The organism is Paenibacillus sp. ov031 (genome assembly GCF_900143165.1).
GTDB classification, from domain to species: Bacteria; Bacillota; Bacilli; order Paenibacillales; family Paenibacillaceae; genus Paenibacillus; species Paenibacillus marchantiae.
In genome coordinates this window covers 2,115,789-2,138,919 of record NZ_FRDO01000001.1, presented here as the reverse complement: position 1 = coordinate 2,138,919, position 23,131 = coordinate 2,115,789, and the positions used below count along the sequence as shown (strand labels likewise).

The window sequence follows — 23,131 nt, the reverse complement described above, 5'->3', positions numbered from 1 at the left end:
TTATCATGAACAATGCATCAAGTGCTTTAAAGGTGGCAGCAGGCATCTTTCTGACCATCGCCCTTATTACAATTGTGGTTCTATTGTTTATTTCGGCTCAGGAGGCAACCAAAACGGCACAGAACAATTTTGCCGATATCCAGACCGAGTTGTCCCAAGCTGCATTTACCGTGTATGACGGAACAACCATTAGCGGATCACAGGTCACAAACGCGTTGCGTAAATATGCGGACAAGGATCAGTTCGGTATTCAAGTTATTACAGGTAAAAACAAGGGAGGTCAATGGTATGGCAATCAGTTGAACATATCCCAGGATCTCAATAATGCAGATTACGGTTCAGTGATTTCTCCAGATGATAAAGTAGGGATTATTAATCAAACTATGAGTGAAAAAGACAACCAATATGTCAATCCAAGTGGTAAATTCAAAGCAATTATCGTAAAAGACAGATCCAATGTGGTAAGAGGGCTTATTTTCCAGCAATCCTGACAGGAGTTGGTTTAACATGTCCCAGAATACACAGCAGCTCATGTTGTTCTGTACGGCGGTTGTCCTATTTGTGACAGCCTGCCTGTACGGGCAGCAGAATGTTCGGGTTCTTTCAGACGCTTTGAATCACTTGGTGCAGACGACAGCAGACATGGAAGGACGGCTGAATACCACTCTGCGTATAAGTGAGCCAATCCGTTATAGTGGTGCGGAAGTGTTACACACTGTGAGGCAAATGACAGGGACAACGGTCAGCGTGGAGGTGGACGGGATTGCATATGTCATTGATCCCCTTGTAAACAGAAGAGGAACCATTCCTGTCCAGCTTGCTGCTTCGTATAGACCTGAGTTCATAAGAAGTGAGGCTGGCGAACTGCTGAAGATTGCATTTTGGAAGGAGGCCAGTACACCTTGATTAACGCTGCATCCAAGCTGCTTGCTGTTTTGCTGGCAGTGATTTTGCTTTATGTATATCCGGCAGCAGAGACTGCAGATCGACAGGATGACATGGCACGCATGACCGTTGTTCAGACGGTTACCCGTTTTGTTGATGCAGTCAGAACAAAGGGATACATTTCCCCTGTCATGTATACAGAATTCGAAGAACAGATGGCCCGAACGGGGAATGCCTATGAGATTTCCATGGAGCATTTGCACAAAAAATATGTTCCTCATTACTCAGATCCGATGGATCAGAGCACATTTTCTGGCACCTATGAAACTGTACAAGATGGCTATTATTCAGCCCAAATTAAAGCAAAGCTGTTTCCTTCGTCCGGTGTGCTAGCTTTAGACGATCCTGGGCGCAGATATACACTGGCAATGGGGGATTTCTTCACTGTAACCGTCAAAAATACCAATCGCACACCTTCCATGTTGATTCGTGAGTGGTTGAACGGGTCTGCACAGGCTGCAGCCGTGTTTACCACATATGGGGGGATGGTGCTCAATGAAGATTACTGATCTTTCTATTGTGTTTGTGCTTATATTTTTACCTATATTCTGGGTTATTTCTCACAATACAGACAATGCCCAAGAGGCTCAATATTTAAGCAATCAATATAAGATGGCACTTCAGACTGCTGTACTGGATGCAGGGGCTGTGATGCATCAAAATGAGAAGCAAAACGATGAAGCAGGGTATGATTCGACCAAATTTGTAAAAGCGGACAAAGAGCTTGCCTTGACTACCTTTACCCAAACACTGGCGCTAAATATGGGGATTCAGGATGATCCTGCTGCTATACGGGCCATGTTTAATTACATTCCTGCAATGGTCGTGCTGGATTATGATGGTTATTACATTTTGGCGAACGAAACTGAGATGACAGGTGATCTTGAAGATTCATTCCGGCAAGTTTGGAGTCCTAAAAAGCCCTATACATATTCTGATTCAAATGGTAGCAGTATTAACTTCACACTCGATGGGTATGTGTATGCCTATGATGCAGGCTTGGGCATGTGGGTTGAGGGTTTCCAGAAAGAACTGGCCTCCAGCACACAAATCCCTCTGCTTCAGAATGCCGAGACGTTTGAGCAGGTCAGACGAGGTCGGATCGTGACAAGTGTGCAGGAAGATTTGGCAGATGTTATTAACCGGCATAATGAGTTTGCAAGAAGGAATGGTGTTTCCTACACCTTTACCATGCCTTTGATTTCTCAGGAAGACTGGTACAATTCGATTAATGATACGGGGCTGATGGCGTTTATTCAGGGAATACCTGTAGGTAACCAAAAGATTAACAATTATGCCATTGGTGGTGGCAGACTGGTGAAGAAAACAGCGATCGTTGGCGGAGTTGATCCTGTAAGTGGAATTAAATACTATTACCCTTCCACATGTAGCAATGGTTACAGAGCCGAAGAAGTGTTTACAAATGCCAAACAAGCGGCAGCACAAGGTTATTTTGAGTATAACTGTTCCATAAATTAAAGGCAGTTTGTTTGTAATATAAAAGCGAGGTTGCATGAGATGTTTACATTACTTTCAGAAAAGGCGACACCTGTGCTAAAATAGGGTTTCGGAACGATAGTAATGTCCAATAGATAGGAGCAACCTCATCTTATGAGTTTATTGTCAGTAGAGAACGTGAGTCACAATTTTGGAGACCGCACGTTATTTAAAAATGTATCTTTTCGTTTACTTGCCGGAGAGCGTGTAGGTCTTGTTGGTGCAAATGGTGTGGGTAAGTCCACACTGATGAACATTCTTACCGGGAAATTGTTAAAGGACGAAGGGAAGGTCGAATGGACCCCCAAAGTTCGTTATGGATATCTGGATCAGCATACCAAGCTCACGCCTGGAAAAACGATTCGTGATGTGCTTAAGGATGCGTTCCTGCCCTTGCTTGAGTTGGAAAAAGAAATGATGTCTATTACGGATCAGATGGCAGACGCCGATCCGGACAAGCTCGAATTGTTGCTGGAAGAAATGGGTGACATTCAAGAGCAATTGGAGCAAGGTGATTTTTATCTGATCGATGTGAAAGTGGAAGAGATGGCGAATGGACTTGGATTGTCCGCCATCGGTCTGGATCGTGATGTGGCCGCGCTTAGTGGTGGTCAGCGTACGAAGGTATTGCTTGCCAAGCTTTTACTGGAGAAACCCACAGCTCTTTTGTTGGATGAGCCGACGAACTATCTCGATGTGGAACACATTGAATGGCTGACGCGTTACCTGAAGGATTACCCGTATGCGTTTATTCTGATTTCGCATGATACAGAGTTTATGAATGAGGTCGTTAACGTTATTTATCATCTGGAATTTGCCAAGTTGACGCGTTATGCAGCGAACTATAACAAATTCCTTGAGATGGCCGACATGAATAAGGCGCAACATATTGATGCTTATGAGAAACAGCAGGAGTTTATCAAGAAGCAGGAAGATTTCATTCAGCGGAACAAAGCCCGCGCTTCCACTTCCGGTCGTGCCAAGAGCCGTGAGAAGCAGCTCGGCAAGATTGAACGGATTGATCGTCCAGACGAAGCGGCCAAACCCACATTCAAATTCAAGGATGCCCGGGCGAGTAGTAAAACCGTCTTTGAGGGTATTGATTTTGAAATCGGATATTCATATGCATTATTGCCTAAAATGACGATGACGATTGAGCGTGGCGAGAAAATTGCCATTGTTGGATGTAACGGTGTAGGTAAATCCACACTGCTCAAGACGATCTTGGGGAAAATCCCACCAATTAGCGGTAAGACTTTCTTGGGGGACTATCTGGAAACAGCTTATTTCGAACAGGAAGTACGTGCAGGTAATATTACCCCGATCGAAGATGTGTGGAATGAGTTTTCTCATCTGACACAGAATGAAGTCCGGGGCCATCTCGCACGTTGTGGATTAAAAAATGAGCATATCACCCGCCCGCTTAACGCACTTAGTGGTGGTGAACAAGCCAAGGTTCGTTTATGTAAGCTTCTGATGCGTGAAAGTAACTGGATTTTGTTCGATGAGCCCACAAACCATTTGGATGTAACCGCAAAAGCAGAGCTGAAACGTGCCCTGCAGGAATTCAAGGGTACCGTGCTGCTCGTATCCCATGAACCTGAATTTTATGAAGGTTGGGTAACCAAAACGTGGGATGTTGAAGCTTGGTCCGACAAACAATAGTTTCTACGAAATTCTTCGCACCAGAAACAGCAACTTCGTTAACTACATGATTTCAGCAATGGTGAACAACGTAATTCATGGAAATGTACGGTGACAAAAAAAGGTGTCTATGGTAACATAGGCTACAGCTTCATATGAACACTAGGGGGGCCGCACGATGCGGCTGAGATGGAAGAATGCGATTCCGGACCCTTTGTACCTGATCTGGATCATACCAGCGTAGGGAAGTGGCGCGTTTCAGCTAATGACAAAGAGCTTTATCGTTGACTTTGCGATATGGCCTGCAAGATGAATCATGCAGTTCTATGTATACAGCGTTGCGACTATGGATGGTTTCTATAGTTGTTATGCGTTATGTATAGTGTAATTGCATGCGACAGTCATTCAGTTGATCCATGAATTTTAAATTCGTGGCCACTCCCCTACGGGAGTGGCTTTTTTGTTGTATATCAGCTTAAATCATGCAAGAGGAGGGCGAACAGGACGGTAATCTTCCACGAACATGTAATAACAAGATCATTCGAACTGCATGTGGTTTCACCAGGTACAGGAGACTTGGACTCTTTTCTGAATATTGCTAAGGGTATATGGCGGTGGGTCGATTATATCCACATTCGTGAAAAAAAGTTGACCCTTGAGCAACAGATGTATTGGGCGAAAAGTCTGAAAGCACAAGGTGTTCCATCTGACCGAATCATTATGAATGGCTCAGATCAGCTGGATCAATATGCTTCAATTGGTGGTGTGCATTGGGGTCAAGCAGTTACTCGCAGCTATGATAAGGATGAGTTGAGGAGAGTCGATCGGCTGCGCGTAGGCATATCGGTTCATTCTCTGGAAGAAGCAAAAGTTGCAGAAGAACAGGGAGCGGATTATCTCTTTTATGGGCATGTCTATGCTTCAAATAGTAAACCGAATTGCGAACCCAGAGGGCTAAGTGCGTTAGCTGAGGTATGCTCTAATGTTTCGATTCCCGTGATCGCGATTGGCGGGATTAGTCCTGAGAATATTGCTGCCATTCGAACTGCTGGTGCTAGAGGAGCCGCTGTAATTTCAACGATTTGGACGACCGATAAGCCGGAAGTAGCTGCCGCTTCATTGCGACAGGCGATCACGGATTCAGACAAGTACGCCGAACCAAGGAGATGAAGATCTTGAGAGAGGAAGCAAGAAGTCGAAGCAGGAATCGTTCAGGCTATCATCCAGGAATAGTTTCGGGAAGTAAAGTTGGAGCGGAAGTTGGAGGCAAGCTTCATGCAGAAACCATTATTGTAGGTGGAGGAGTTATCGGATGTGCCATCGCATATGAACTCGCTACTCGAGGCCATGACGTTCTTCTGGTTGAGCGGGCGCGGATCGCTGGGGGAACTTCCTGTGCAGCCGCAGGCATGCTTGCTGCTGATAGTGAGGAATTCACTCATGCTGTAATGGCAAAGCTTGCAAGGCAGAGCAGAGCTTTGCTTCATGAGCAGAAGGAACGGATCAGTTCGCTTAGCGGAGTGGAAATGGGGCTGCAACAGCATGGATTTATTACTCCTTTTCGTTCATACAGTGAGGTCAGCAGTTACAAGAATGATCGTAGATCGTCTACCTTATCTACAGAACATATTTGGTGGGATCGTATTGCTGTCCAACAGGAAGCTTCATGGTTAAACAGGGATACGTATGGAGCATTTTACAGACCTTCCGAGAGCGAGGTTCTTCCTGTCAACTTAACGCAGGCTTATGTCAGATCGGCTCAAGCCATGGGTGCAAGGGTGATGGAAGGGGTACAGGATGTCCGTTTGCATACGAATGTAAACGGTGTGCAAGGAATCGAGACTTCAATAGGAACGATGACATCGAGAAATGTAATTATTGCTACAGGGTTACATGGTGAAGAATTGATGAGACATGTAGGTCTGAAATCGCCTGTTTTACCAGTAAAGGGGGAGATTGCAGCCGTGCAGTTTTCTCCCCACCATGCCGGGTACAGGCCAGACAAAACGGTGTATGCAGAGGATATATATATTGTTCCCAAAGCCAATGGAGAAGTATGGATCGGTGCAACAAGCCTTCCTGGAAGAACAGACATGAAAGTTTCGGTACAAGGCATTCAGAAGCTGCTTGCAGCTGCAACAAACTGGGTACCTGGCATGAAGGAAGCACATTTTATCCGAGCGTGGGCTGGTGTCCGTCCTTCGACTCCGGATGGATTGCCCTATGTGGGGGCTTATGATAGTGTACCGGGTTTATTCGCTGCTTTTGGACATTATCGTAACGGCATATTGCTTAGTGCAATTACAGCCAGCCTTATGGCTGACTTGATTTGTGGCAAAACCTCGGAAGAACTGGGGATTCAGGACCTTTGTCCAGAACGTTTGAACATAAAGGAGATGTTGCAGTGAACATCATTGTCAACGGACAAACCATGCAAATTGAAGATAGCTTAAATCGTGTAGATAAATTGCTCAATTCATTTAATTTGCAAGTAAAAACCGTCGTGGTTGAATTGAATCGGCAAATTTTAACGCGGGAATATCATGAAACGACGGCGTTAAGAGACGGAGACCGAATTGAAATTGTACATTTTGTGGGAGGCGGTTGAATTATGTTGAGGATTGGAAATTATACGTTTGAGTCTAGATTGCTGCTGGGTACAGGCAAATTTTCGGACTTGGAAGTGCAGAGCCAGGCGGTTGAAGCCTCCGGTACGGAAGTATTAACGTTCGCGGTTCGGCGTTTGAACTTGGAAGATCGGAACAAACAGCACTTTCTGGACACACTGGATTTGAAAAGATATACCCTGCTTCCCAATACAGCGGGTGCTGCAACAGCAGAGGAAGCTGTGCGAATCGCTGAACTAGCTCGGGCTTCAGGACTTTGTGATATGATAAAAGTAGAAGTTATCGGCGATGGAATCACATTACTTCCTGACCCGATTGAAACCTATAAAGCTTGCGAGATCTTGCTTGAAAAGGGCTTTACGGTACTGCCTTATATCTCGGACGATGTTATTCTGGCCAAGCGATTGCAACTACTCGGCGTACATGCTGTTATGCCTGGGGCTTCACCCATAGGGGCGGGGAGAGGAATTATTAATCCCTATAATCTGGAGATTATTATTGAACAAGCCGTCGTTCCTGTTATTGTGGATGCAGGACTTCGAGCACCTAAAGATGCTGCTCATGCGATGGAGCTGGGAGCTGACGGTGTATTGTTGAATACGGCTGTCTCCGGATCAGGAGATCCGGTAAAGATGGCGAAGGCCATGCGAATGGGGGTTGAAGCAGGCAGACTGGCTTATGAGGCAGGCATGATTCCCGTTAAGCGCTATGCAGCAGCGAGTAGTCCGGCGGAAGGAATGGTTCATACATGACTAATCAGACACGATCTTCTGAACAGGGAGACCGCTATTCCAGACAGGAACGGTATGCACCTATCGGTAAGGAAGGTCAGCATAGATTGAATAACAGCAAAGTATTAATTGTTGGAGCGGGCGCGCTTGGTACGGGTATTGCGGAAACATTGGTACGTTCAGGAATTGGCCATATTACTATTGCAGATCGTGACTATGTGGAGTGGAGCAACCTACAGCGACAGCAATTATATATTGAGCAAGACGCCATTCAGCGAATGCCCAAAGCGATGGCAGCGAAGAAGCGCCTATCTGACATTAATTCTAACGTTGAGGTTGTAGGCAAAGTGATGGACGTCAGAGTAGATGAACTGGAAGAACTGGTTCAGAACGCAGACTTGATCATGGATGCAACAGATAATTTTGATACCCGGCTATTAATAAATGATATGTCTCAGAAGTATCGTATTCCGTGGATTTATGGAGGATGTGTGGGCAGTTATGGTATTACCTACACGTTTCTGCCTGGAGAAACGCCTTGTTTAAACTGCTTGTTGGGAGAGGTTCCGTTAGGTGGGGATACCTGTGATACATCAGGCATTATCCCTCAGGCGGTGCAGATGGTTACAGCTAATCAGACTGCCGAAGCGATGAAGCTTCTCAGTGGTAATTCAGATGCACTGAGACGCAAGTTGTTATCATTCGATGTGTGGAGAAATGAATACATATCCATTAACGTCGACGGTGCCCGAAAAGAAGATTGTCCTTCCTGCGGAGTAAAGGCTAACTATCCGTACCTCTCTGCCTCAAACCTGGAAAAAACAGACGTATTATGTGGTAGGGATACGGTACAGATTCGCCCTTCACGGCGAATGAATCTGGATTTACAACATACGGCTGATCGTCTCGGCAAGCTGGAAGAAGGCCAAGTGGAGGCTAATCCATTTTTGGTTTCTTTTACAACAGGAGCAAACAGGATGGTCATTTTTCAGGATGGTCGTGTCCTTGTTCATGGAACAAAAGACACGGCAGAGGCGCGTACACTGGTTCACCGGTACTTTGGTTAGAGAAAAATCAAATGAATGTTCCGCGTCCGTTCCTTCCGGGAATGGACTTTTTCATTTTACGGCATGATAAACATACAACAATGCTGCGATGCACAGTGGTCACAAGGATGTGGAGACCAAGTGTAGTTTAAACCAACAAATGTAGCAGCGTACAAGACAGGCCGGGTGAAAAAAATGAAAACATCCATATTACTGGTTGGCAGGGGCGATCTGGTTTCTTTTATTCAAGGCATACTGTGTGCAGAAGGGTACCAAGTTGAGCAAATGGAATGGACAGATCTGAACCGTATTTCTGAACTAACACTCACGAATCTCAATATGATCATATTAATGAATGAAGGGTGTCATGAAGATACCCTGAAAAATGGACTAGAGTCTTTTGTGCACGTAGGTGTCACCTCCCCATTACTTGTGATAACTCCCAAGATATCGCCTGAATTGATTGTGGAATTACTCGATTACGGCGCTAATGATGTGATGGAAGCACCTATTCACGGTAATGTGATGATGGCCAGAATACGGAATCTTTTACGTGTGTTCTCGCATGCTTCACAGGAAGATGAAGAAGTCATTGTTGTACATGACCTCAAGGTCAATCTGCGTTCACGTCGTGTAAGTCGTGCAGGCGAATATCTGGTATTAACTCCGAAAGAATACGAATTGCTGGAATTTTTGGCTCGTCATGTGAATGAGGCGTGTCCCCGGAGCGTTATTTTAAGGGAAGTATGGGGGTATGATTTTGCAATGGATACCAATGTGGTGGATGTATATATCAAACATTTACGAGTGAAGGTGGATAAGGGGAGGAGTGTCAAATTAATTCATACCGTTCGTGGCATCGGTTATATGCTTCATACCCAATAAAAGAGGTCGTCTCAAAGAACTCAGTGTCTGTTTTCCACATAACTCCTGTTTGGAGAGAGAACTTCATTGGGTAAATATAAAAGGACCGGATCATCAGATCCGGCCCCACTCGCTTCGTTATCTTTAAAATATGAGCTACAGTACGCGGCGAGCTTTAATATATGTTTTTTTCCAGTTCCCCGAGTTCAAGTCGGAGAGAGTTACACCTGGTGATCCGTACGTGTGCAGAACTTTTCCGTCGCCTGCATATACGCCTACGTGAGTAATATTGGAGCCTGTAGAGCGACTACCGCTGGAGAAGAAGACGAGATCTCCCACTTGCAGATTAGCTTTGGAAACAGCTACACCTTCTTGGGATTGCTTAACGGATGTACGTGGCAGGTCTACACCATACTTTTTGAAGATGTATTTCATAAAAGAAGAGCAGTCAAAATTTTTGGTTGTAGAAGTTGACGCACCAAATTTATATGGAGTTCCTGTAAAGGTTTTACCATAGTTCACGATTTGTTGTCCTGTGGATACAGAAGCGCTTGCTGCCTGTGCGACAGGTGCATTAGTCATTAATACAGCTCCAAAACCTAGTGTAGCGCACAACCCGACGGTTACGGCCTTTTGGACAAAGATGTTTGTTTTCATGTGAGTACCTCCAAAATTCGTTTTCGTTTAGTTGCTAGAGCGAGTATAACAGCTTTGTAACAGCCTAGAAATTGGATGGAACCTGATTCTCCCTAGGGCCGCAACGGTTTGGGTTTGTTTATTAAAATACCATTAAAAATGTCAAAAAATTAATCATTGACGAAGCTCGAATGTTACAAAAATAGAAAAGACCCTTGATATTCAAGGGTCTTTGTTGTTTTATGCTCTTATTTTTAATCTAAATCATAGGTTACAAAAACGTAATAAGTATAGGCAGAAGGTTAATCTTTGCTCTGAATAATGAGTAATAACCCACTATCAATAGAGACGGTGCCAGACTTTCCGAGCAGTTTGTTGCTAATCCCCAAAGATTGTCCCATGCGTATAGTAGCTTGATCTAGCGGGTACATGAAACCTTCCAGTGTGATACCTGTTACTTCATTAGTAAGTGGGAGCAGGGAGATGTACTCATATCCGCGGTCTTCCACAAAAGCTTCGGAGGTTGTTAGCATCATATAATTGTGTTCATCCTGCAGAGTACAGGAAATATGATGCTGCATAGCGCGGACCATAATATGTACGTTAGCCAGTGTATGATCCATGCGTGTGCCCGTTGCGCCCAACATAAGAATGTCAGTAGGCTCAAGATCCAATGCTGTTTCAAATGCCATCTCGGTATCGGTCAAATCCTTATGCACAGGATCACAGGTGATTATCCGTTCGCTGTTATCTCGTACCTTCTCCCGTTCCTGTTCGGTAATGGAATCAAAATCACCTACTGCGATATGTGGTTGAATCCCATGTTCTATTAAGAACAACGCCCCACGATCAGCTGCGATAATGATGTCATCCTTACCGATTTCTTTTAGAAATTGAGGAGAGAGGTTTCCCCCCGTAAAAATAACAATTCGTTTCTTAGTCATTCTATTTCATCCTTCCTAATCAATAAAGAAACAATTCACTTCTAATTAAGGTGTTAGAATGATGCAAAAATCATTCACAAAACCAGTATAATCCACAAAATGTGGTTGCACAATTTCGGCATGCGCGGATACAATGGGTAGAGCAACATGGAGATGACTTGAAAAGTGAGGTTTGAACAGGTTGGACTTGCACATTTTTGAAGTATTCAGCATTATAGGTACCATTGCATTTGCAATGTCCGGAGCTTTCGTGGCAATGGAAGAGGAATATGATATTTTAGGTGTGCTGGTACTGGGACTCGTGACCGCATTTGGAGGCGGAGTCATTCGTAATGTTCTCATTGGTGTACCCGTAACGATGCTGTGGAGCCAGGGAATGCTGATTATGCTCGCCCTTATATCTGTAGCGATTGCTTTCGTACTACCTCTTAAGTGGATTGGTCACTGGAAGCGGACAGAAGCGCTGTTCGATGCGATTGGACTTGCAGCATTTGCGATTCAAGGGGCGTTATACGCAGCCAATATGGGACATCCCATTAGTGCGGTTATTGTAGCCGCAGTGATGACCGGTATAGGCGGAGGAATCATTCGTGATCTGCTGGCTGGCAGGAAGCCATTGGTACTGCGTGATGAAATTTATGCCGTGTGGGCAATAACAGCTGGTTTTGCCATAGGTATGGGATGGTTCACAACCAACGTTGGGCTGTTAATATGTTTCGCCGCAGTTGTGTTCTTCCGAATGTGTTCTGTTCATTATAAATGGAAGCTGCCTCGTCGTTCTCTGGTACAAACGGAGAGTGTGAAACCTCAGACAACACCAGCGCCACTTAACCGCACCTTGAGTAAGGGGGAATAACATGATTAACGTTTTGTTTGTATGTTTGGGCAACATATGCCGCTCACCAATGGCTGAGGCTGTCCTCCGTCATAAAGTGAGTGAAAGAGGACTTGATCAGCAGATTTCAGTGGACTCAGCAGGTACAGGAGACTGGCATGTTGGCAAACCTCCGCATGAGGGGACACGATCATTGCTGGATTCATATCAAATTTCTTATGCCAACATGGCGGCAAGACAATTTGCGAGTGCGGACTTCACACATTTTGATTACATTATATGCATGGATGATTCCAACGCAGCTAACGTAAAAAGTGTAACAGGTGGTGAGGATGCGGAAATTATCAAGATGATGGATCTGCTGCCGAACGAGACGCTCCGTGAAGTACCCGACCCGTATTATACAGGGAATTTTGAAGAAGTATACAGGCTGGTTGATGCAGGCTGCGACGTGTTGATGGATCGGATTGAGAAGGAACATTCTTTGATATAACAATCGGTGATGTTCTCTAGGAATGACTTGTGTGATACAAGAGAAGAAGCTGGAACGGACAAGCAGGTGAGCCTGCTTCTTTTTTGAACGTTCATGTAAGCGGTACCATGTGAATGTAAAACAAAAGCGGCATTTCAGCCGCCTGTTCAATAATCCAATTAATTTTCTTGAAGAAAGTAAAGCAATGCTTCCGGCAGCTCGTTCTGCCAGAATCCCCATTGGTGATGCCCGTCTTTCTCCTGATAGGAGACAAGCGCACCTCGTTTTTCGAGCAAATCACGGGTATCCCGGTTCAATTGAACAAAATCATATGTGCCGGTATCGGCTTCAAAGGCAGTCTCCTGCAAACCAACAATCATCCAGATCGATAACCAGGACAAGTCTTCAGCTGCAGCGTAGATCTCCTGGGAAGCGGAGTAGTAAGCCCCAGACATGCTGATGACACGTGTAAACAGGTCTGGATAGAGTAGAGCAAGATGAAGTGAAACGCTGCCACCCAGTGAGTCTCCGGCAAGAACACGTTCCTGCGGAGAGCGGCGCACAGGATATTTCTCTTCTACATAGGGAATAATCTCTTCAGCGAAGCATGAGGTATACGCCTTGAACCGATCGCCGAAAGGGGCGTATTCCTGAGTTCTTACAGACACGTCAACCTGAACTCCTACTATAATGAAAGGTTCGGCTCCCTCGTCGAGAATGATGCGGTTGGCAGTGGTGGCGATACGTCCAAAGTTGAAAAATTCTTCACCGTCCTGACAATATACGACAGGGTAAGATAACAATTCGTTATAGCCTGGGGGAAGATAAATTCGTAATGTGCGCTTCTCTCCGAGATAGCGGCTCTCAATCTCTTCCTTTACAATCGTGCGTTTCAAATAGCGGGAATCCGTCATAAAACGTCACCTTTCTCGGTTAATTTTTGCATTCGACCGCGCAATACGGTAAGATTAACCTTGTGCGGGGATAGGTCAAATACGCAAACATGTATTATGCTGTTATACCAATATTAAGCCCCTGTTATACATACAATCCGGAAGGAAACATAAAAAAATTACGGATATCTTTGACGTATGCAGTGAAACAGGTGTATAATAATATTATAACAGCGGAACTTGATATTCAAATTTTTTGTTGAGGTGAAGAAAAAAATGAGCAAGGTTCCTTATGAAGTATATACGGAGGATGTAGAAGCTCTGTCCGTGCTGTCTCCTGACGGCGAAATCGTTAACAAAGACATGATGCCTAAGCTTTCCGACGATCAATTAAAAGAAATTATGTATCGCATGGTATTTACCCGTACTTGGGATGACCGTGCAGTAAACCTGGGCCGTCAAGGTCGTCTTGGTTTCTATGCTCCAGTATCTGGTCAAGAAGCTACAATGGTTGGTAGTGAATTTGCAATTGAAAAAGAAGACTTTGTATGTCCTGGCTATCGTGACATTCCGCAACTCGTGTGGCATGGACTTCCTCTTTATCAAGCGTTCCTGTACTCCCGTGGACACCAACATGGTGGACAAATTCCGGATGGCGTTAATGTATTGATGCCGCAAATCATCATTGGTGCACAAATCCTGCACGCAATGGGTATTGCTATGGGTTACAAATTGAAGAAACAAAAACAAGTTGTAATTACGTACACAGGTGATGGTGGTTCTTCAGAAGGTGACTTCTATGAAGGTCTGAACTACGCTGGTGTTTACAAATTGCCTGTTATTTTCTTTGTACAAAACAATGGTTATGCCATCACAACTCCTTTTGCTAAACAAACGGCAGCGCTGTCCATCGCTCACAAAGCGGTAGCAGCAGGTATCAAAGGTGTTAAAATTGATGGTATGGACATCTTCGCAGTTATCAAAGCGGTTCAGGAAGCTGCTGAACGTGGTCGTAACGGCGAAGGCGCAACTCTGATCGAAGCAGTAACTTACCGTTTCCGTCCTCACTCCCTTTCTGACGATGCTTCCAAGTATCGTACAAAAGAAGAAGAGGCTGAATGGAATGCTAAAGATCCAATCGCACGTTTTGCTAAATATCTGGAGAAAAAAGGTCTGTGGACTGAAGAAGATACAGCACGTGTGAAAGAAGAAGCAAAAGCAAAAGTGAACGAAGAGATCAAAAAAGCGGAAAAAACCGAGAAAATGACGATTTCAGGCTTGATCGACAGCATGTTCGAACAAACGCCTAAGCACTTGGAAGAGCAAAAAGCTGATTTCCAATAAGTTTTTTCCGATAAAGCATAAACATCCGGGACGGGTTCCGGTGTCCCGGTATACATGTATGAATTCAAATGTGAACTGTCAATGTTTAAGGAGGAAATGAAGCAAATGGCACAAATGAACATGAAAGAAGCAATCCGTGATGCGCTTCGCGTTGAGTTGAAACGTGATCCTAACGTTCTGCTTTTCGGTGAAGACGTAGGTAATGTAGGCGGCGTTTTCCGTGTAACGGAAGGTCTGCAAAAAGAGTTTGGCGAAGAGCGTGTATTTGATACTCCACTCGCTGAGTCCGCTATTGGCGGTCTGGCTGTTGGTTTGGGTGTTCAAGGTTTCCGTCCGGTTGCCGAGATCCAATTCGTTGGTTTTATCTTCGAAGCCCTTGACCAAATGGTAGTTCAAGCAGCTCGTATGCGTTTCCGCTCCGGCGGTAAATATAATTCTCCAATCGTATTCCGTACACCATTCGGTGGCGGTGTAAAAGCGGCAGAATTGCACACAGATTCCCTCGAAGGTTTGCTTACGCAAACTCCGGGTATTAAAGTGGTAGTACCTTCTAACCCTTACGATGCAAAAGGTCTGATGATCGCTTCTATTCGCGATAACGACCCTGTATTCTTCATGGAGCACTTGAACTTGTACCATGCATTCCGTGCAGAAGTACCTGAAGAAGATTACACAGTTGAGCTGGGTAAAGCGAACGTTGTTCGTGAAGGTTCTGATGTAACTATCGTTACTTACGGTATGATGGTTCACACTTCTGTGAAAGCAGCAGAAGAACTCGAAAAACAAGGAATCAAAGTTGAAGTTATCGACCTTCGTACGGTTAGCCCAATCGACATCGATACTATCGTTGCTTCCATTAAGAAAACAAACCGTGCAATTGTTGTACAGGAAGCTCAAAAGAGCGCAGGTGTTGCAGCTGAAGTCATTGCCCAAATCAATGAAAAAGCAATCCTGCACTTGGAAGCACCGGTTCTGCGTGTAGCTGGTCCGGATACTGTATATCCATTTGCACAAATCGAAGATACATGGCTTCCTAACCCAGCACGTATCGTTGCTGCGGTTAACAAAGTCGTAAATTTCTAATTTAATCATCTGACATGCCGCAAGGCGCAGTATGGTGATCCACACCGCAGCGCAAGCTGCACTGTAAACAGCCATTAGCCCCTTGAGTAACAGTTTATTGCACTAGCAGTAACGGTTGTTTCTTGGAGTTAAGGGTTGTTTTCAGGATTGAGACATAATCAAGGAGGTTTTTCAGTTGGCTAAATTTGAATACAAATTCCCTGAACTGGGCGAAGGCCTTCACGAAGGCGAAATCATCAAGATGCACATCAAAGTCGGTGACAAAGTAACTGACGACGACATCATCATGGAAGTACAGAATGACAAAGCGGTCGTTGAAGTACCTTGTCCGGTTAACGGCACAGTAACAGAAGTATTCGCAAAAGATGGCCAAGTTTGCCACGTTGGCGAAGTTGTTGCAATCATCGATGCTGAAGGCGAGCTTCCTGAGCAAGACGACGCTCCTGCAGACGATCAAGAAAAAGATGCAGCTCAAGGCGGAGCTGACACAAGCGGTTCTTCCGCAGCAGCTTCCAGCTCGGATGCAGCTAAAGAAGGCGGAAACAACAGCGTTCCGGCAGTACCTGCCAAGGACGTTCTGGCAACACCAAGCGTGCGTAAATTTGCTCGCGAACAAGGCGTAGACATCGCTCAAGTTAACGGTACTGGCAACAATGGTAAAGTTACTAAAGAAGATGTTGAATCCTTCAAAAACGGTGGCGGTTCTTCCGCAGTGGCATCTTCCGAAGCTCCGGCTCAAGAAGAGAAAAAATCCGCAGCACCAGCAGCAGCTGCAGCTGATCAACGTGTGGAAGAAGAGCGCGTACCATTCAAAGGTATCCGTAAAGCGATCTCCAATGCGATGGTTAAATCAGCTTACACAGCACCTCACGTTACAATCATGGACGAAGTGGACGTAACTGAACTGGTTGCTTTCCGTACTCGCATGAAACCTATCGCTGAGAAAAAAGGTACAAAAGTAACTTATCTGCCATTCATCGTTAAAGCTCTGGTTGCAGCTTCCCGTGAGTTCCCAGCATTGAACGCTATGATCGATGAAGAAGCTAATGAAATTGTATACAAAAAATACTACAACATCGGTATCGCTACAGATACAGACAACGGCTTGATCGTTCCTGTTATCAAAGATGCTGATCGTAAATCCATCTGGATGATCGCTGATTCCATTCGTGATCTGGCAGCTCGTGGCCGCGATGGCAAATTGAGCGCGAACGAAATGAGAGGAAGCACAATCTCCATCAGTAACATTGGTTCTGCTGGCGGTATGTTCTTTACTCCAATCATCAACTTCCCAGAAGTTGCAATTCTCGGAACTGGACGCATCAGCGAAAAAGCCGTTATCAAAAATGGCGAAGTAGTTGCAGCACCTGTAATGGCTCTTTCCCTGAGCTTCGACCACCGTATCATCGATGGCGCAACAGCACAAAACTTTATGAACTACATTAAACAGCTGCTCGCTAACCCTGAGCTGCTTGTTATGGAGGTGTAAGATATGGTAGTAGGCGACGCTTCTCTCAATATCGACACATTAGTAATTGGTGCGGGTCCTGGTGGCTATGTAGCTGCCATCCGTGCTGCTCAACTGGGCCAAAGCGTATTGATCGTAGACAAATCCGAACTGGGCGGCGTTTGTTTGAACCGCGGATGTATTCCATCCAAAGCCCTGATCTCGGCTGCACACCAATATGAGTCTGCATTGCATGGCGAAGCTTTTGGTATCTCTGCAGAGAACGTAAAAGTGGACTTCAGCAAAACTCAAGAATTCAAAAACGGCGTTGTTAAGAAAATGACTGGCGGCGTAGCTGGTTTGCTCAAAGGCAACAAAGTTGAAGTTTTCAACGGTGAGTGCATGTTCATCAACGAAAACGAAGCTCGTGTATTCAACGATCACGAGTCACCACGTTACAAATTTAAAAATGCAATCATTGCAACAGGTTCCCGTCCAATCGAACTGAAACCTTTCCCGTTTGGCGGACGCATTCTGTCTTCAACAGAAGCTCTGAACTTGCCTGAAGTTCCAAAAAGCATGATCGTTATCGGTGGCGGTTATATCGGTGCTGAGCTTGGTCAAATGTACTCCAAATTCGGTGCTAAAGTAACAATTATCGAAGGTTTGGATACTGTACTGCCAGGTTTCGATAAAGACATGACTAGCCTCGTAGCTAAAAACATGAAGAAAACAGGCATCGAAATCGTAACGGGTGCAAAAGCTGAAAGTGCTGAGCAAACGGATAAAGATGTAACTGTTAAATATTCCGTAAATGGTGAATCCAAAGAAGTAACTGCAGATTACCTGCTGGTTACTGTTGGACGTCGTCCAAATACAGACGGAGAGCTTGGTCTGGACCTGATTGGCGTAGACGTTGACGAGCGTGGCTTCGTTAAAGTTGATCACCAAGGCCGTACTAGCATTCCTCACATCTTTGCAATCGGTGATATCGTATCCGGTCTGGCACTTGCCCACAAAGCTTCTTATGAAGGTAAAGTGGCTGCTGAAGCGATCGCAGGACAACCTTCTGTAGTTGACTACAAATGTATGCCTGCAGTTGTGTTCACAGATCCTGAGTGCTCCAGCGTAGGTTACACTGAGAAAGAAGCTAAAGAAAAAGGCTACAAAGTAAAAGCTGGCAAATTCCCTTATGCGGGTAATGGCCGTGCTGTATCTTTGAACCACGCTGAAGGCTTCGTGAAAATCGTAGCTGACGAAGAAACAGGTCTTGTACTGGGTACTCAAATCGTAGGTCTGGAAGCTTCCAACCTGATTGCTGAGCTTGGACTCGCAATTGAAATGGGTGCGACTTTGGAAGATTTGGCGCTGACTATTCACGCTCACCCTACTTTGGGTGAAATCGTGATGGAAGCTGCGGAACTGGTTATGGGTCATCCGATCCACATCATTTCCCGCTAATATCGTCTAAGCTTCGGATTCGTCCGGCATTATACGTAAATCAAGAAGGGATGGATAACGTGTTACAGCGTTGTCTGTCCCTTTTTTTATGTGAACACCTAAAGAGAGAGCCTGTTAATGACATGAATTAATGAGGTTCAGTAGCACTTAAATCAATTAAGCGCACCATGCAATCAGAAGCTTAATGTGGTACACTGTAACAACCAATATGACAGCGGAGGGCTTAGGTCGATGCTGTTTTTTTAAAAATAAGGCAAATTGGAGCAAACACCAGTTGTGTGAATGTTCTTGTTTGTTTTTATTGCTATGAAATTAGAAGTGCGAGGGGAATATAATTTGAAAAACTATCTCGATTTATTACAGGATATCTTGGATACTGGCGTGCATAAGGGAGATCGCACCGGAACTGGAACACAGTCGGTATTTGGCAGACAGCTCAGATACGACCTATCCGAAGGGTTCCCGCTGGTAACAACTAAGCGAATCCATCTGAAATCAGTCATTCATGAGTTGTTGTGGTTTTTGAGCGGGGATACGAATATATCCTATCTCAAGGAAAACGGCGTGAAGATCTGGGACGATTGGGCTGACGAAAATGGCGACCTAGGTCCGGTATATGGATCACAATGGCGTACTTGGGAAGCACCAAACGGGGAGAAGATCGATCAGATTGCTGCCGTTATTGATTCGATCAAGAATAATCCAGATTCACGGCGTCACCTCGTTAGTGCCTGGAATGTGGCGGAGATTAACAACATGAAATTGCCTCCTTGTCATTTCGCGTTTCAGTTCTATGTGGCTGAGGGTAAACTATCGTGTATGCTTACCATGCGTTCTGTAGATACGTTCCTCGGGTTGCCATTTAACATTGCCAGCTATGCGCTGCTGACACATATGATTGCGCAGCAGTGTGATCTTGAAGTGGGAGAGTTCATCTGGTCCGGTGGGGACGTTCATATCTACTCAAACCATGTGGAACAAGTGAAAACGCAGTTGGAGCGTGAACCATTCGCGTTGCCTAAATTGGTAATCAAGCGCAAGCCGGATTCCATTTTCGATTATACGTTTGATGATTTTGAGTTTGAGAACTATCAGCATCATCCGGGTATTAAAGCCCCGATTGCCGTATAAACAGACACGGATTGAAGGAGTGTGAAATCTTGAGCATTGAACTTGTATGGGCGATGGGCGAGAATGGTGTCATTGGATTGAATAATTCCATTCCGTGGCGTTTGCCTAAAGATATGGCCTTTTTCAAGCAACGTACGTTGAACAAAACGATTATTATGGGACGTAACACATGGGAGTCCTTTGGAGGCAAGCCGCTTCCGCAACGTCGGAATATTGTTGTAACAAGAGATCTGAACTACCAAGCGAATCAGGCTGAAGTGGTGCATACGATTGAAGAGGGTCTGGAAGTTACAAAAGGCGAAGAGCTCTGCGTCATTGGCGGTTCCCAGGTCTATCGTGAGTTTTTGCCGCTCGCAGATCGTCTGGTGGTGACCAAAATCCATGAGAATTTTGAGGGGGATACTTTTTTCCCGGATGTGGATTGGTCGGAGTGGGAGCTAACAGAACAGATCGAAGGCGAGCAAGATGAAAAAAATGTTTATGCATATACGTTTGAGTTCTACGAACGAAAACGGTAAAAGGGTCATAAGATGAAGTAGAAGAGCCCAAACATATGCTATTTACGAAGTATAGGGGCGCTGATTTGCGAAATATTCGTGAACAGCGTCTTTTCTTTTAGAAATAGAATGAAATAAATACGAATTAACATATAAATGACATAAATATGACGTAAAAATAACGAAAAAATGAATGCAATACATATCCCCTTAATCACTCTGTGGTAAAAAAGTATAAAAATTGTGGGAATTCACCGTTGTAAAGCCCTGAAATCAGTTATTGTTCGGATTTGGCAGCCTAAAACAGCATAAATTGTTGTTTTTAATGACAAATTACCTCACATTTAAATGACGTTTCGTCCGTTTTTTCATCAATTAAACGCCTGGTTTTGTACAGCCAAACCTTAGAAATAACCATTTTAAGGGTATTGACCATGGGTAGACTTGGACGATATGATGTATAAAATACAAATAATTATTCGGATAATCCATTTAATATTCAGCATGCAAAGTGCTACTATAATTGAAATATCTTCGAGAAGATTTTGTGATACAATATACAAAAACTCAAACATGAGTAATCCATTTCATATAGAACCATGCAGATGAAGGGATTAAGACAAGAACGGATGGGGGAAAACGTAAGATGTCTACACCTACTGGATTTATGGAATACAAACGGCAGCTACCTGCGGACCGCCAACCAGCGGAGCGGGTTAAGGATTGGGAAGAGTTTCATAAACATATGGCTGAAGAAGAGCTCAGAACACAAGGTGCACGATGCATGGATTGTGGTACCCCGTATTGCCATACAGGTATAGATATGACTGGCGGAACGTCGGGCTGCCCTGTGCATAACCTGATTCCAGAATGGAATAATCTGGTGTATCGTGGTTTGTGGAGAGAGGCGCTTGATCGTCTGCACAAAACGAATAATTTCCCTGAGTTTACAGGTCGTGTCTGTCCTGCTCCTTGTGAAGGGTCATGTACAGTGGGACTGATCGGTGAACCTGTAACCATCAAAACGATTGAAGAAGCGATTATTGAAAAGGGTTTTGAAGAAGGATGGGTCGTTCCCCAACCTCCGGAGAAACGTACGGGTAAACGTGTAGCAGTTGTAGGTTCAGGTCCTGCAGGACTGGCTACGGCAGCTCAGTTGAACAAAGCAGGTCACTCAGTGACCGTATACGAGCGCTCCGACCGTGTCGGCGGTTTGCTGATGTATGGTATCCCTACGATGAAATTGGACAAAAACGTCGTTCAGCGTCGTGTTGATTTGTTGGAAGCAGAAGGTATTCAATTTGTAACAAACACGGAGATCGGTAAAGATATTGCTGCGCAGCAACTGGTGGATGATTATGATGCGGTTGTCCTGTGCGGCGGTGCAACCAAACCACGTGAGTTTAACATTGAAGGCAGTGACTTGAAAGGCGTACATTACGCCATGGATTTCCTGAATGGCAGCATCAAAAGTTACCTGGACTCCAACCTTGAGGATGGTAACTACCTGTCAGCACAGGACAAGGATGTTATCGTCATCGGTGGCGGGGATACGGGTTCCGACTGTGTAGCTACATCGCTTCGTCATGGTTGTCGGAGCATTACACAATTTGGCACACATACTCAGGCTCCTATGGAACGGGATCGTATTAACAACCCTTGGCCACAATTCCCGAACGTATATACTCTTGATTATGCACAGGAAGAAGCGAAAGCATTGTTCGGTGACGATCCGCGTGAGTTCTCCATCATGACGACCAAATTTGTGGGTGACGACGAGGGTAATCTCAAAGAACTTCACACCGTTCAAATCGAGCGTATTGTAGATGAGACGGGACGTAAGATCTATCAGCCGATTCCGGGTACAGAGCGCGTCTTCCCAGCTCAAATGGCCATGATTGCTATCGGTTTTGACGGACCGGAACAGACTCTTGTGGAGCAACTCGGACTTGCAACAGACCGTCGTACCAATGTTAAGGCGCGTTACGGCAAATACAATACCAATGTGGATAAAGTATTTGCAGCAGGTGACATGCGTCGTGGTCAAAGTCTGGTTGTATGGGCAATTAATGAAGGCCGTGAAGCTGCCCGTGAAGTGGACAAATACTTGATGGGTGCTACAGTTCTCGTATAAAGAATAATGAGCCGTATATGTATATGTATATGGATTTGCAATTTTTTAATAAAATATATAACTGATTCAATAAAACTCTCGCAATTAGCGGGGGTTTTTTGTTGTTTTTAAGATAACATGAGACGTTCAGCTACAATTATTTTAGACAACTGTGAGGTATAGCATTGCTTTTTATCTCATAAAGATTTATTATTACATTATAATGATTATAAATAAGAAACGTAATGACACTTAATTAAAAACTACACGAATTGTGAAATTATAATATCCGGAGGTGCAATCTTTATGGCAAGTAACCGGGACAAATCCATTTCAGAACAGATTGATGACATTAAAAAACAGTTGGTTGCAAAAGGGTATAAGCTGACACAGCAACGAGAAGTTACGGTACGTGTGTTACTTGAGCATGAGAAGGATCATTTTAGCGCAGAGGAAGTATTTCTGCTGGTCAAGGAACAATTCCCTGAGATTGGATTGGCTACGGTATATCGTACGCTTGAACTACTTAGTGACCTACAGGTCGTAGAAAAGATTAACTTTGGGGACGGTGCTGCGCGCTTCGACCTGCGAAGTACGGACGGCTCACATCACCATCATCATTTGATTTGCACAGAGTGTGGCACTGTAGAAGAGATCATGGAGGATGGCTTGCTTCGTTTGGAACAACAAATCGAGCGTCAGTACGGCTTTGCCGTTACAGACCATCGACTTGATTTTCAGGGCGTATGCAAAGAGTGCAGAGCGAAGCAGGCTTTGAATGAACAGGCAGCAGGGTAAATCCAATGGGGAGGATGCTCCCGCAACCAAAATCTGATATAATAAGTTTCAGAAGCAAGGGGCTTCCGTGGGCGGAAGGCCCCTTTTTGCCGTCATCTGGACGGTGAAGGAGGAGAGATGGAC

At 44.8% G+C, this 23,131-nt stretch carries 24 protein-coding genes and 1 riboswitch; of the genes, 21 read left to right on the top strand and 3 right to left on the bottom strand.

Annotated elements, in window-relative coordinates; all coding sequences use genetic code 11:
- The first annotated feature begins 5 nt into the window (after nucleotides 1-5).
- The 11 genes from BUA17_RS09070 to BUA17_RS09020 all read left to right on the top strand — a co-directional run bounded on the left by BUA17_RS09070 (nucleotide 6) and on the right by BUA17_RS09020 (nucleotide 9,375).
- On the top strand, nucleotides 6-491 hold the full coding sequence (locus tag BUA17_RS09070) for a hypothetical protein (protein WP_063562843.1): 486 nt from the start codon (nucleotides 6-8) through the stop codon (nucleotides 489-491).
- Nucleotides 492-507: 16 nt separating this feature from the next.
- Nucleotides 508-906 (top strand): hypothetical protein, encoded by a 399-nt coding sequence (locus tag BUA17_RS09065; RefSeq protein WP_063562842.1) that lies wholly within the window; start codon nucleotides 508-510, stop codon nucleotides 904-906.
- Nucleotides 903-1,454 carry a hypothetical protein gene (locus BUA17_RS09060; RefSeq protein WP_072733290.1) on the top strand — a complete coding sequence of 184 codons (552 nt, stop codon included), beginning with the start codon at nucleotides 903-905 and terminating at the stop codon, nucleotides 1,452-1,454. Before BUA17_RS09065 ends, BUA17_RS09060 begins: the two co-directional genes overlap by 4 nt.
- A complete protein-coding gene (locus tag BUA17_RS09055; protein WP_072733289.1) occupies nucleotides 1,441-2,424 on the top strand; it encodes a hypothetical protein in 984 nt (327 codons plus the stop codon). The genes BUA17_RS09060 and BUA17_RS09055 overlap by 14 nt, the downstream gene beginning before the upstream one ends.
- A 132-nt stretch (nucleotides 2,425-2,556) precedes the next feature.
- Nucleotides 2,557-4,107, top strand: coding sequence for an ABC-F family ATP-binding cassette domain-containing protein (locus BUA17_RS09050; RefSeq protein WP_063562839.1), 1,551 nt, complete (start codon nucleotides 2,557-2,559; stop codon nucleotides 4,105-4,107).
- A 133-nt stretch (nucleotides 4,108-4,240) separates the two neighbouring features.
- A riboswitch (TPP riboswitch) is annotated at nucleotides 4,241-4,350 on the top strand.
- Between the two features lie 312 nt (nucleotides 4,351-4,662).
- The gene (locus BUA17_RS09045; RefSeq protein ID WP_170867812.1) at nucleotides 4,663-5,256 is read left to right on the top strand and encodes a thiamine phosphate synthase; all 594 of its coding nucleotides are present in this window, start codon (nucleotides 4,663-4,665) and stop codon (nucleotides 5,254-5,256) included.
- Between the two features lie 5 nt (nucleotides 5,257-5,261).
- Nucleotides 5,262-6,494 carry a glycine oxidase ThiO gene (gene thiO / locus BUA17_RS09040; protein ID WP_170867811.1) on the top strand — a complete coding sequence of 411 codons (1,233 nt, stop codon included), beginning with the start codon at nucleotides 5,262-5,264 and terminating at the stop codon, nucleotides 6,492-6,494.
- On the top strand, nucleotides 6,491-6,694 hold the full coding sequence (gene thiS / locus BUA17_RS09035; protein ID WP_072733287.1) for a sulfur carrier protein ThiS: 204 nt from the start codon (nucleotides 6,491-6,493) through the stop codon (nucleotides 6,692-6,694). Before thiO ends, thiS begins: the two co-directional genes overlap by 4 nt.
- A gap of 3 nt (nucleotides 6,695-6,697) precedes the next feature.
- On the top strand, nucleotides 6,698-7,465 hold the full coding sequence (locus BUA17_RS09030; protein WP_072733286.1) for a thiazole synthase: 768 nt from the start codon (nucleotides 6,698-6,700) through the stop codon (nucleotides 7,463-7,465).
- A complete protein-coding gene (locus BUA17_RS09025) occupies nucleotides 7,462-8,511 on the top strand; it encodes a MoeB/ThiF family adenylyltransferase (protein ID WP_072733285.1) in 1,050 nt (349 codons plus the stop codon). Before BUA17_RS09030 ends, BUA17_RS09025 begins: the two co-directional genes overlap by 4 nt.
- Before the next feature lie 174 nt (nucleotides 8,512-8,685).
- Nucleotides 8,686-9,375, top strand: a complete 690-nt coding sequence (locus tag BUA17_RS09020; protein ID WP_064637160.1) for a winged helix-turn-helix domain-containing protein — start codon at nucleotides 8,686-8,688, stop codon at nucleotides 9,373-9,375.
- A 135-nt stretch (nucleotides 9,376-9,510) separates the two neighbouring features.
- Here the strand turns inward: BUA17_RS09020 and BUA17_RS09015 are convergent, their stop codons facing one another.
- On the bottom strand, nucleotides 9,511-10,011 hold the full coding sequence (locus BUA17_RS09015) for a C40 family peptidase (RefSeq protein ID WP_053780904.1): 501 nt from the start codon (nucleotides 10,009-10,011) through the stop codon (nucleotides 9,511-9,513).
- Between the two features lie 281 nt (nucleotides 10,012-10,292).
- Nucleotides 10,293-10,934 (bottom strand): thiamine diphosphokinase, encoded by a 642-nt coding sequence (locus BUA17_RS09010; protein ID WP_063562833.1) that lies wholly within the window; start codon nucleotides 10,932-10,934, stop codon nucleotides 10,293-10,295.
- 187 nt (nucleotides 10,935-11,121) lie between these two features.
- Between BUA17_RS09010 and BUA17_RS09005 the strand changes: the two genes are divergently transcribed.
- On the top strand, nucleotides 11,122-11,790 hold the full coding sequence (locus BUA17_RS09005; RefSeq protein WP_064640785.1) for a trimeric intracellular cation channel family protein: 669 nt from the start codon (nucleotides 11,122-11,124) through the stop codon (nucleotides 11,788-11,790).
- Nucleotide 11,791: 1 nt separating this feature from the next.
- The gene (locus BUA17_RS09000; protein WP_072733284.1) at nucleotides 11,792-12,262 is read left to right on the top strand and encodes a low molecular weight protein-tyrosine-phosphatase; all 471 of its coding nucleotides are present in this window, start codon (nucleotides 11,792-11,794) and stop codon (nucleotides 12,260-12,262) included.
- Between the two features lie 158 nt (nucleotides 12,263-12,420).
- On the opposite strand, the gene BUA17_RS08995 is transcribed toward BUA17_RS09000, so the two are convergent.
- Nucleotides 12,421-13,155: an alpha/beta hydrolase gene (locus BUA17_RS08995; protein WP_063562831.1), complete on the bottom strand. Its 735-nt coding sequence runs from the start codon at nucleotides 13,153-13,155 to the stop codon at nucleotides 12,421-12,423.
- Nucleotides 13,156-13,410: 255 nt separating this feature from the next.
- On the opposite strand from BUA17_RS08995, the gene pdhA reads away from it, so the two are divergent.
- From pdhA to BUA17_RS08955, 8 genes are all read left to right on the top strand, one after another.
- Entirely contained in the window at nucleotides 13,411-14,478 is a 1,068-nt protein-coding gene (gene pdhA, locus BUA17_RS08990) for a pyruvate dehydrogenase (acetyl-transferring) E1 component subunit alpha (protein ID WP_053780908.1), read from the top strand.
- A gap of 105 nt (nucleotides 14,479-14,583) precedes the next feature.
- Nucleotides 14,584-15,561 (top strand): alpha-ketoacid dehydrogenase subunit beta, encoded by a 978-nt coding sequence (locus BUA17_RS08985; RefSeq protein ID WP_072733283.1) that lies wholly within the window; start codon nucleotides 14,584-14,586, stop codon nucleotides 15,559-15,561.
- Between the two features lie 175 nt (nucleotides 15,562-15,736).
- Complete coding sequence (locus BUA17_RS08980) at nucleotides 15,737-17,050, top strand: dihydrolipoamide acetyltransferase family protein (protein ID WP_072733282.1); 1,314 nt, start codon at nucleotides 15,737-15,739, stop codon at nucleotides 17,048-17,050.
- 3 nt (nucleotides 17,051-17,053) lie between these two features.
- Nucleotides 17,054-18,469, top strand: a complete 1,416-nt coding sequence (gene lpdA / locus BUA17_RS08975) for a dihydrolipoyl dehydrogenase (RefSeq protein ID WP_063562829.1) — start codon at nucleotides 17,054-17,056, stop codon at nucleotides 18,467-18,469.
- 336 nt (nucleotides 18,470-18,805) lie between these two features.
- Nucleotides 18,806-19,600, top strand: coding sequence for a thymidylate synthase (thyA, locus tag BUA17_RS08970; RefSeq protein ID WP_063562828.1), 795 nt, complete (start codon nucleotides 18,806-18,808; stop codon nucleotides 19,598-19,600).
- 29 nt (nucleotides 19,601-19,629) lie between these two features.
- The gene (locus BUA17_RS08965; RefSeq protein WP_072733281.1) at nucleotides 19,630-20,118 is read left to right on the top strand and encodes a dihydrofolate reductase; all 489 of its coding nucleotides are present in this window, start codon (nucleotides 19,630-19,632) and stop codon (nucleotides 20,116-20,118) included.
- 625 nt (nucleotides 20,119-20,743) lie between these two features.
- On the top strand, nucleotides 20,744-22,231 hold the full coding sequence (locus BUA17_RS08960; RefSeq protein ID WP_024633996.1) for a glutamate synthase subunit beta: 1,488 nt from the start codon (nucleotides 20,744-20,746) through the stop codon (nucleotides 22,229-22,231).
- 309 nt (nucleotides 22,232-22,540) lie between these two features.
- A complete protein-coding gene (locus BUA17_RS08955) occupies nucleotides 22,541-23,008 on the top strand; it encodes a ferric iron uptake transcriptional regulator (RefSeq protein WP_024633997.1) in 468 nt (155 codons plus the stop codon).
- The last annotated feature ends 123 nt before the right edge of the window (nucleotides 23,009-23,131 follow it).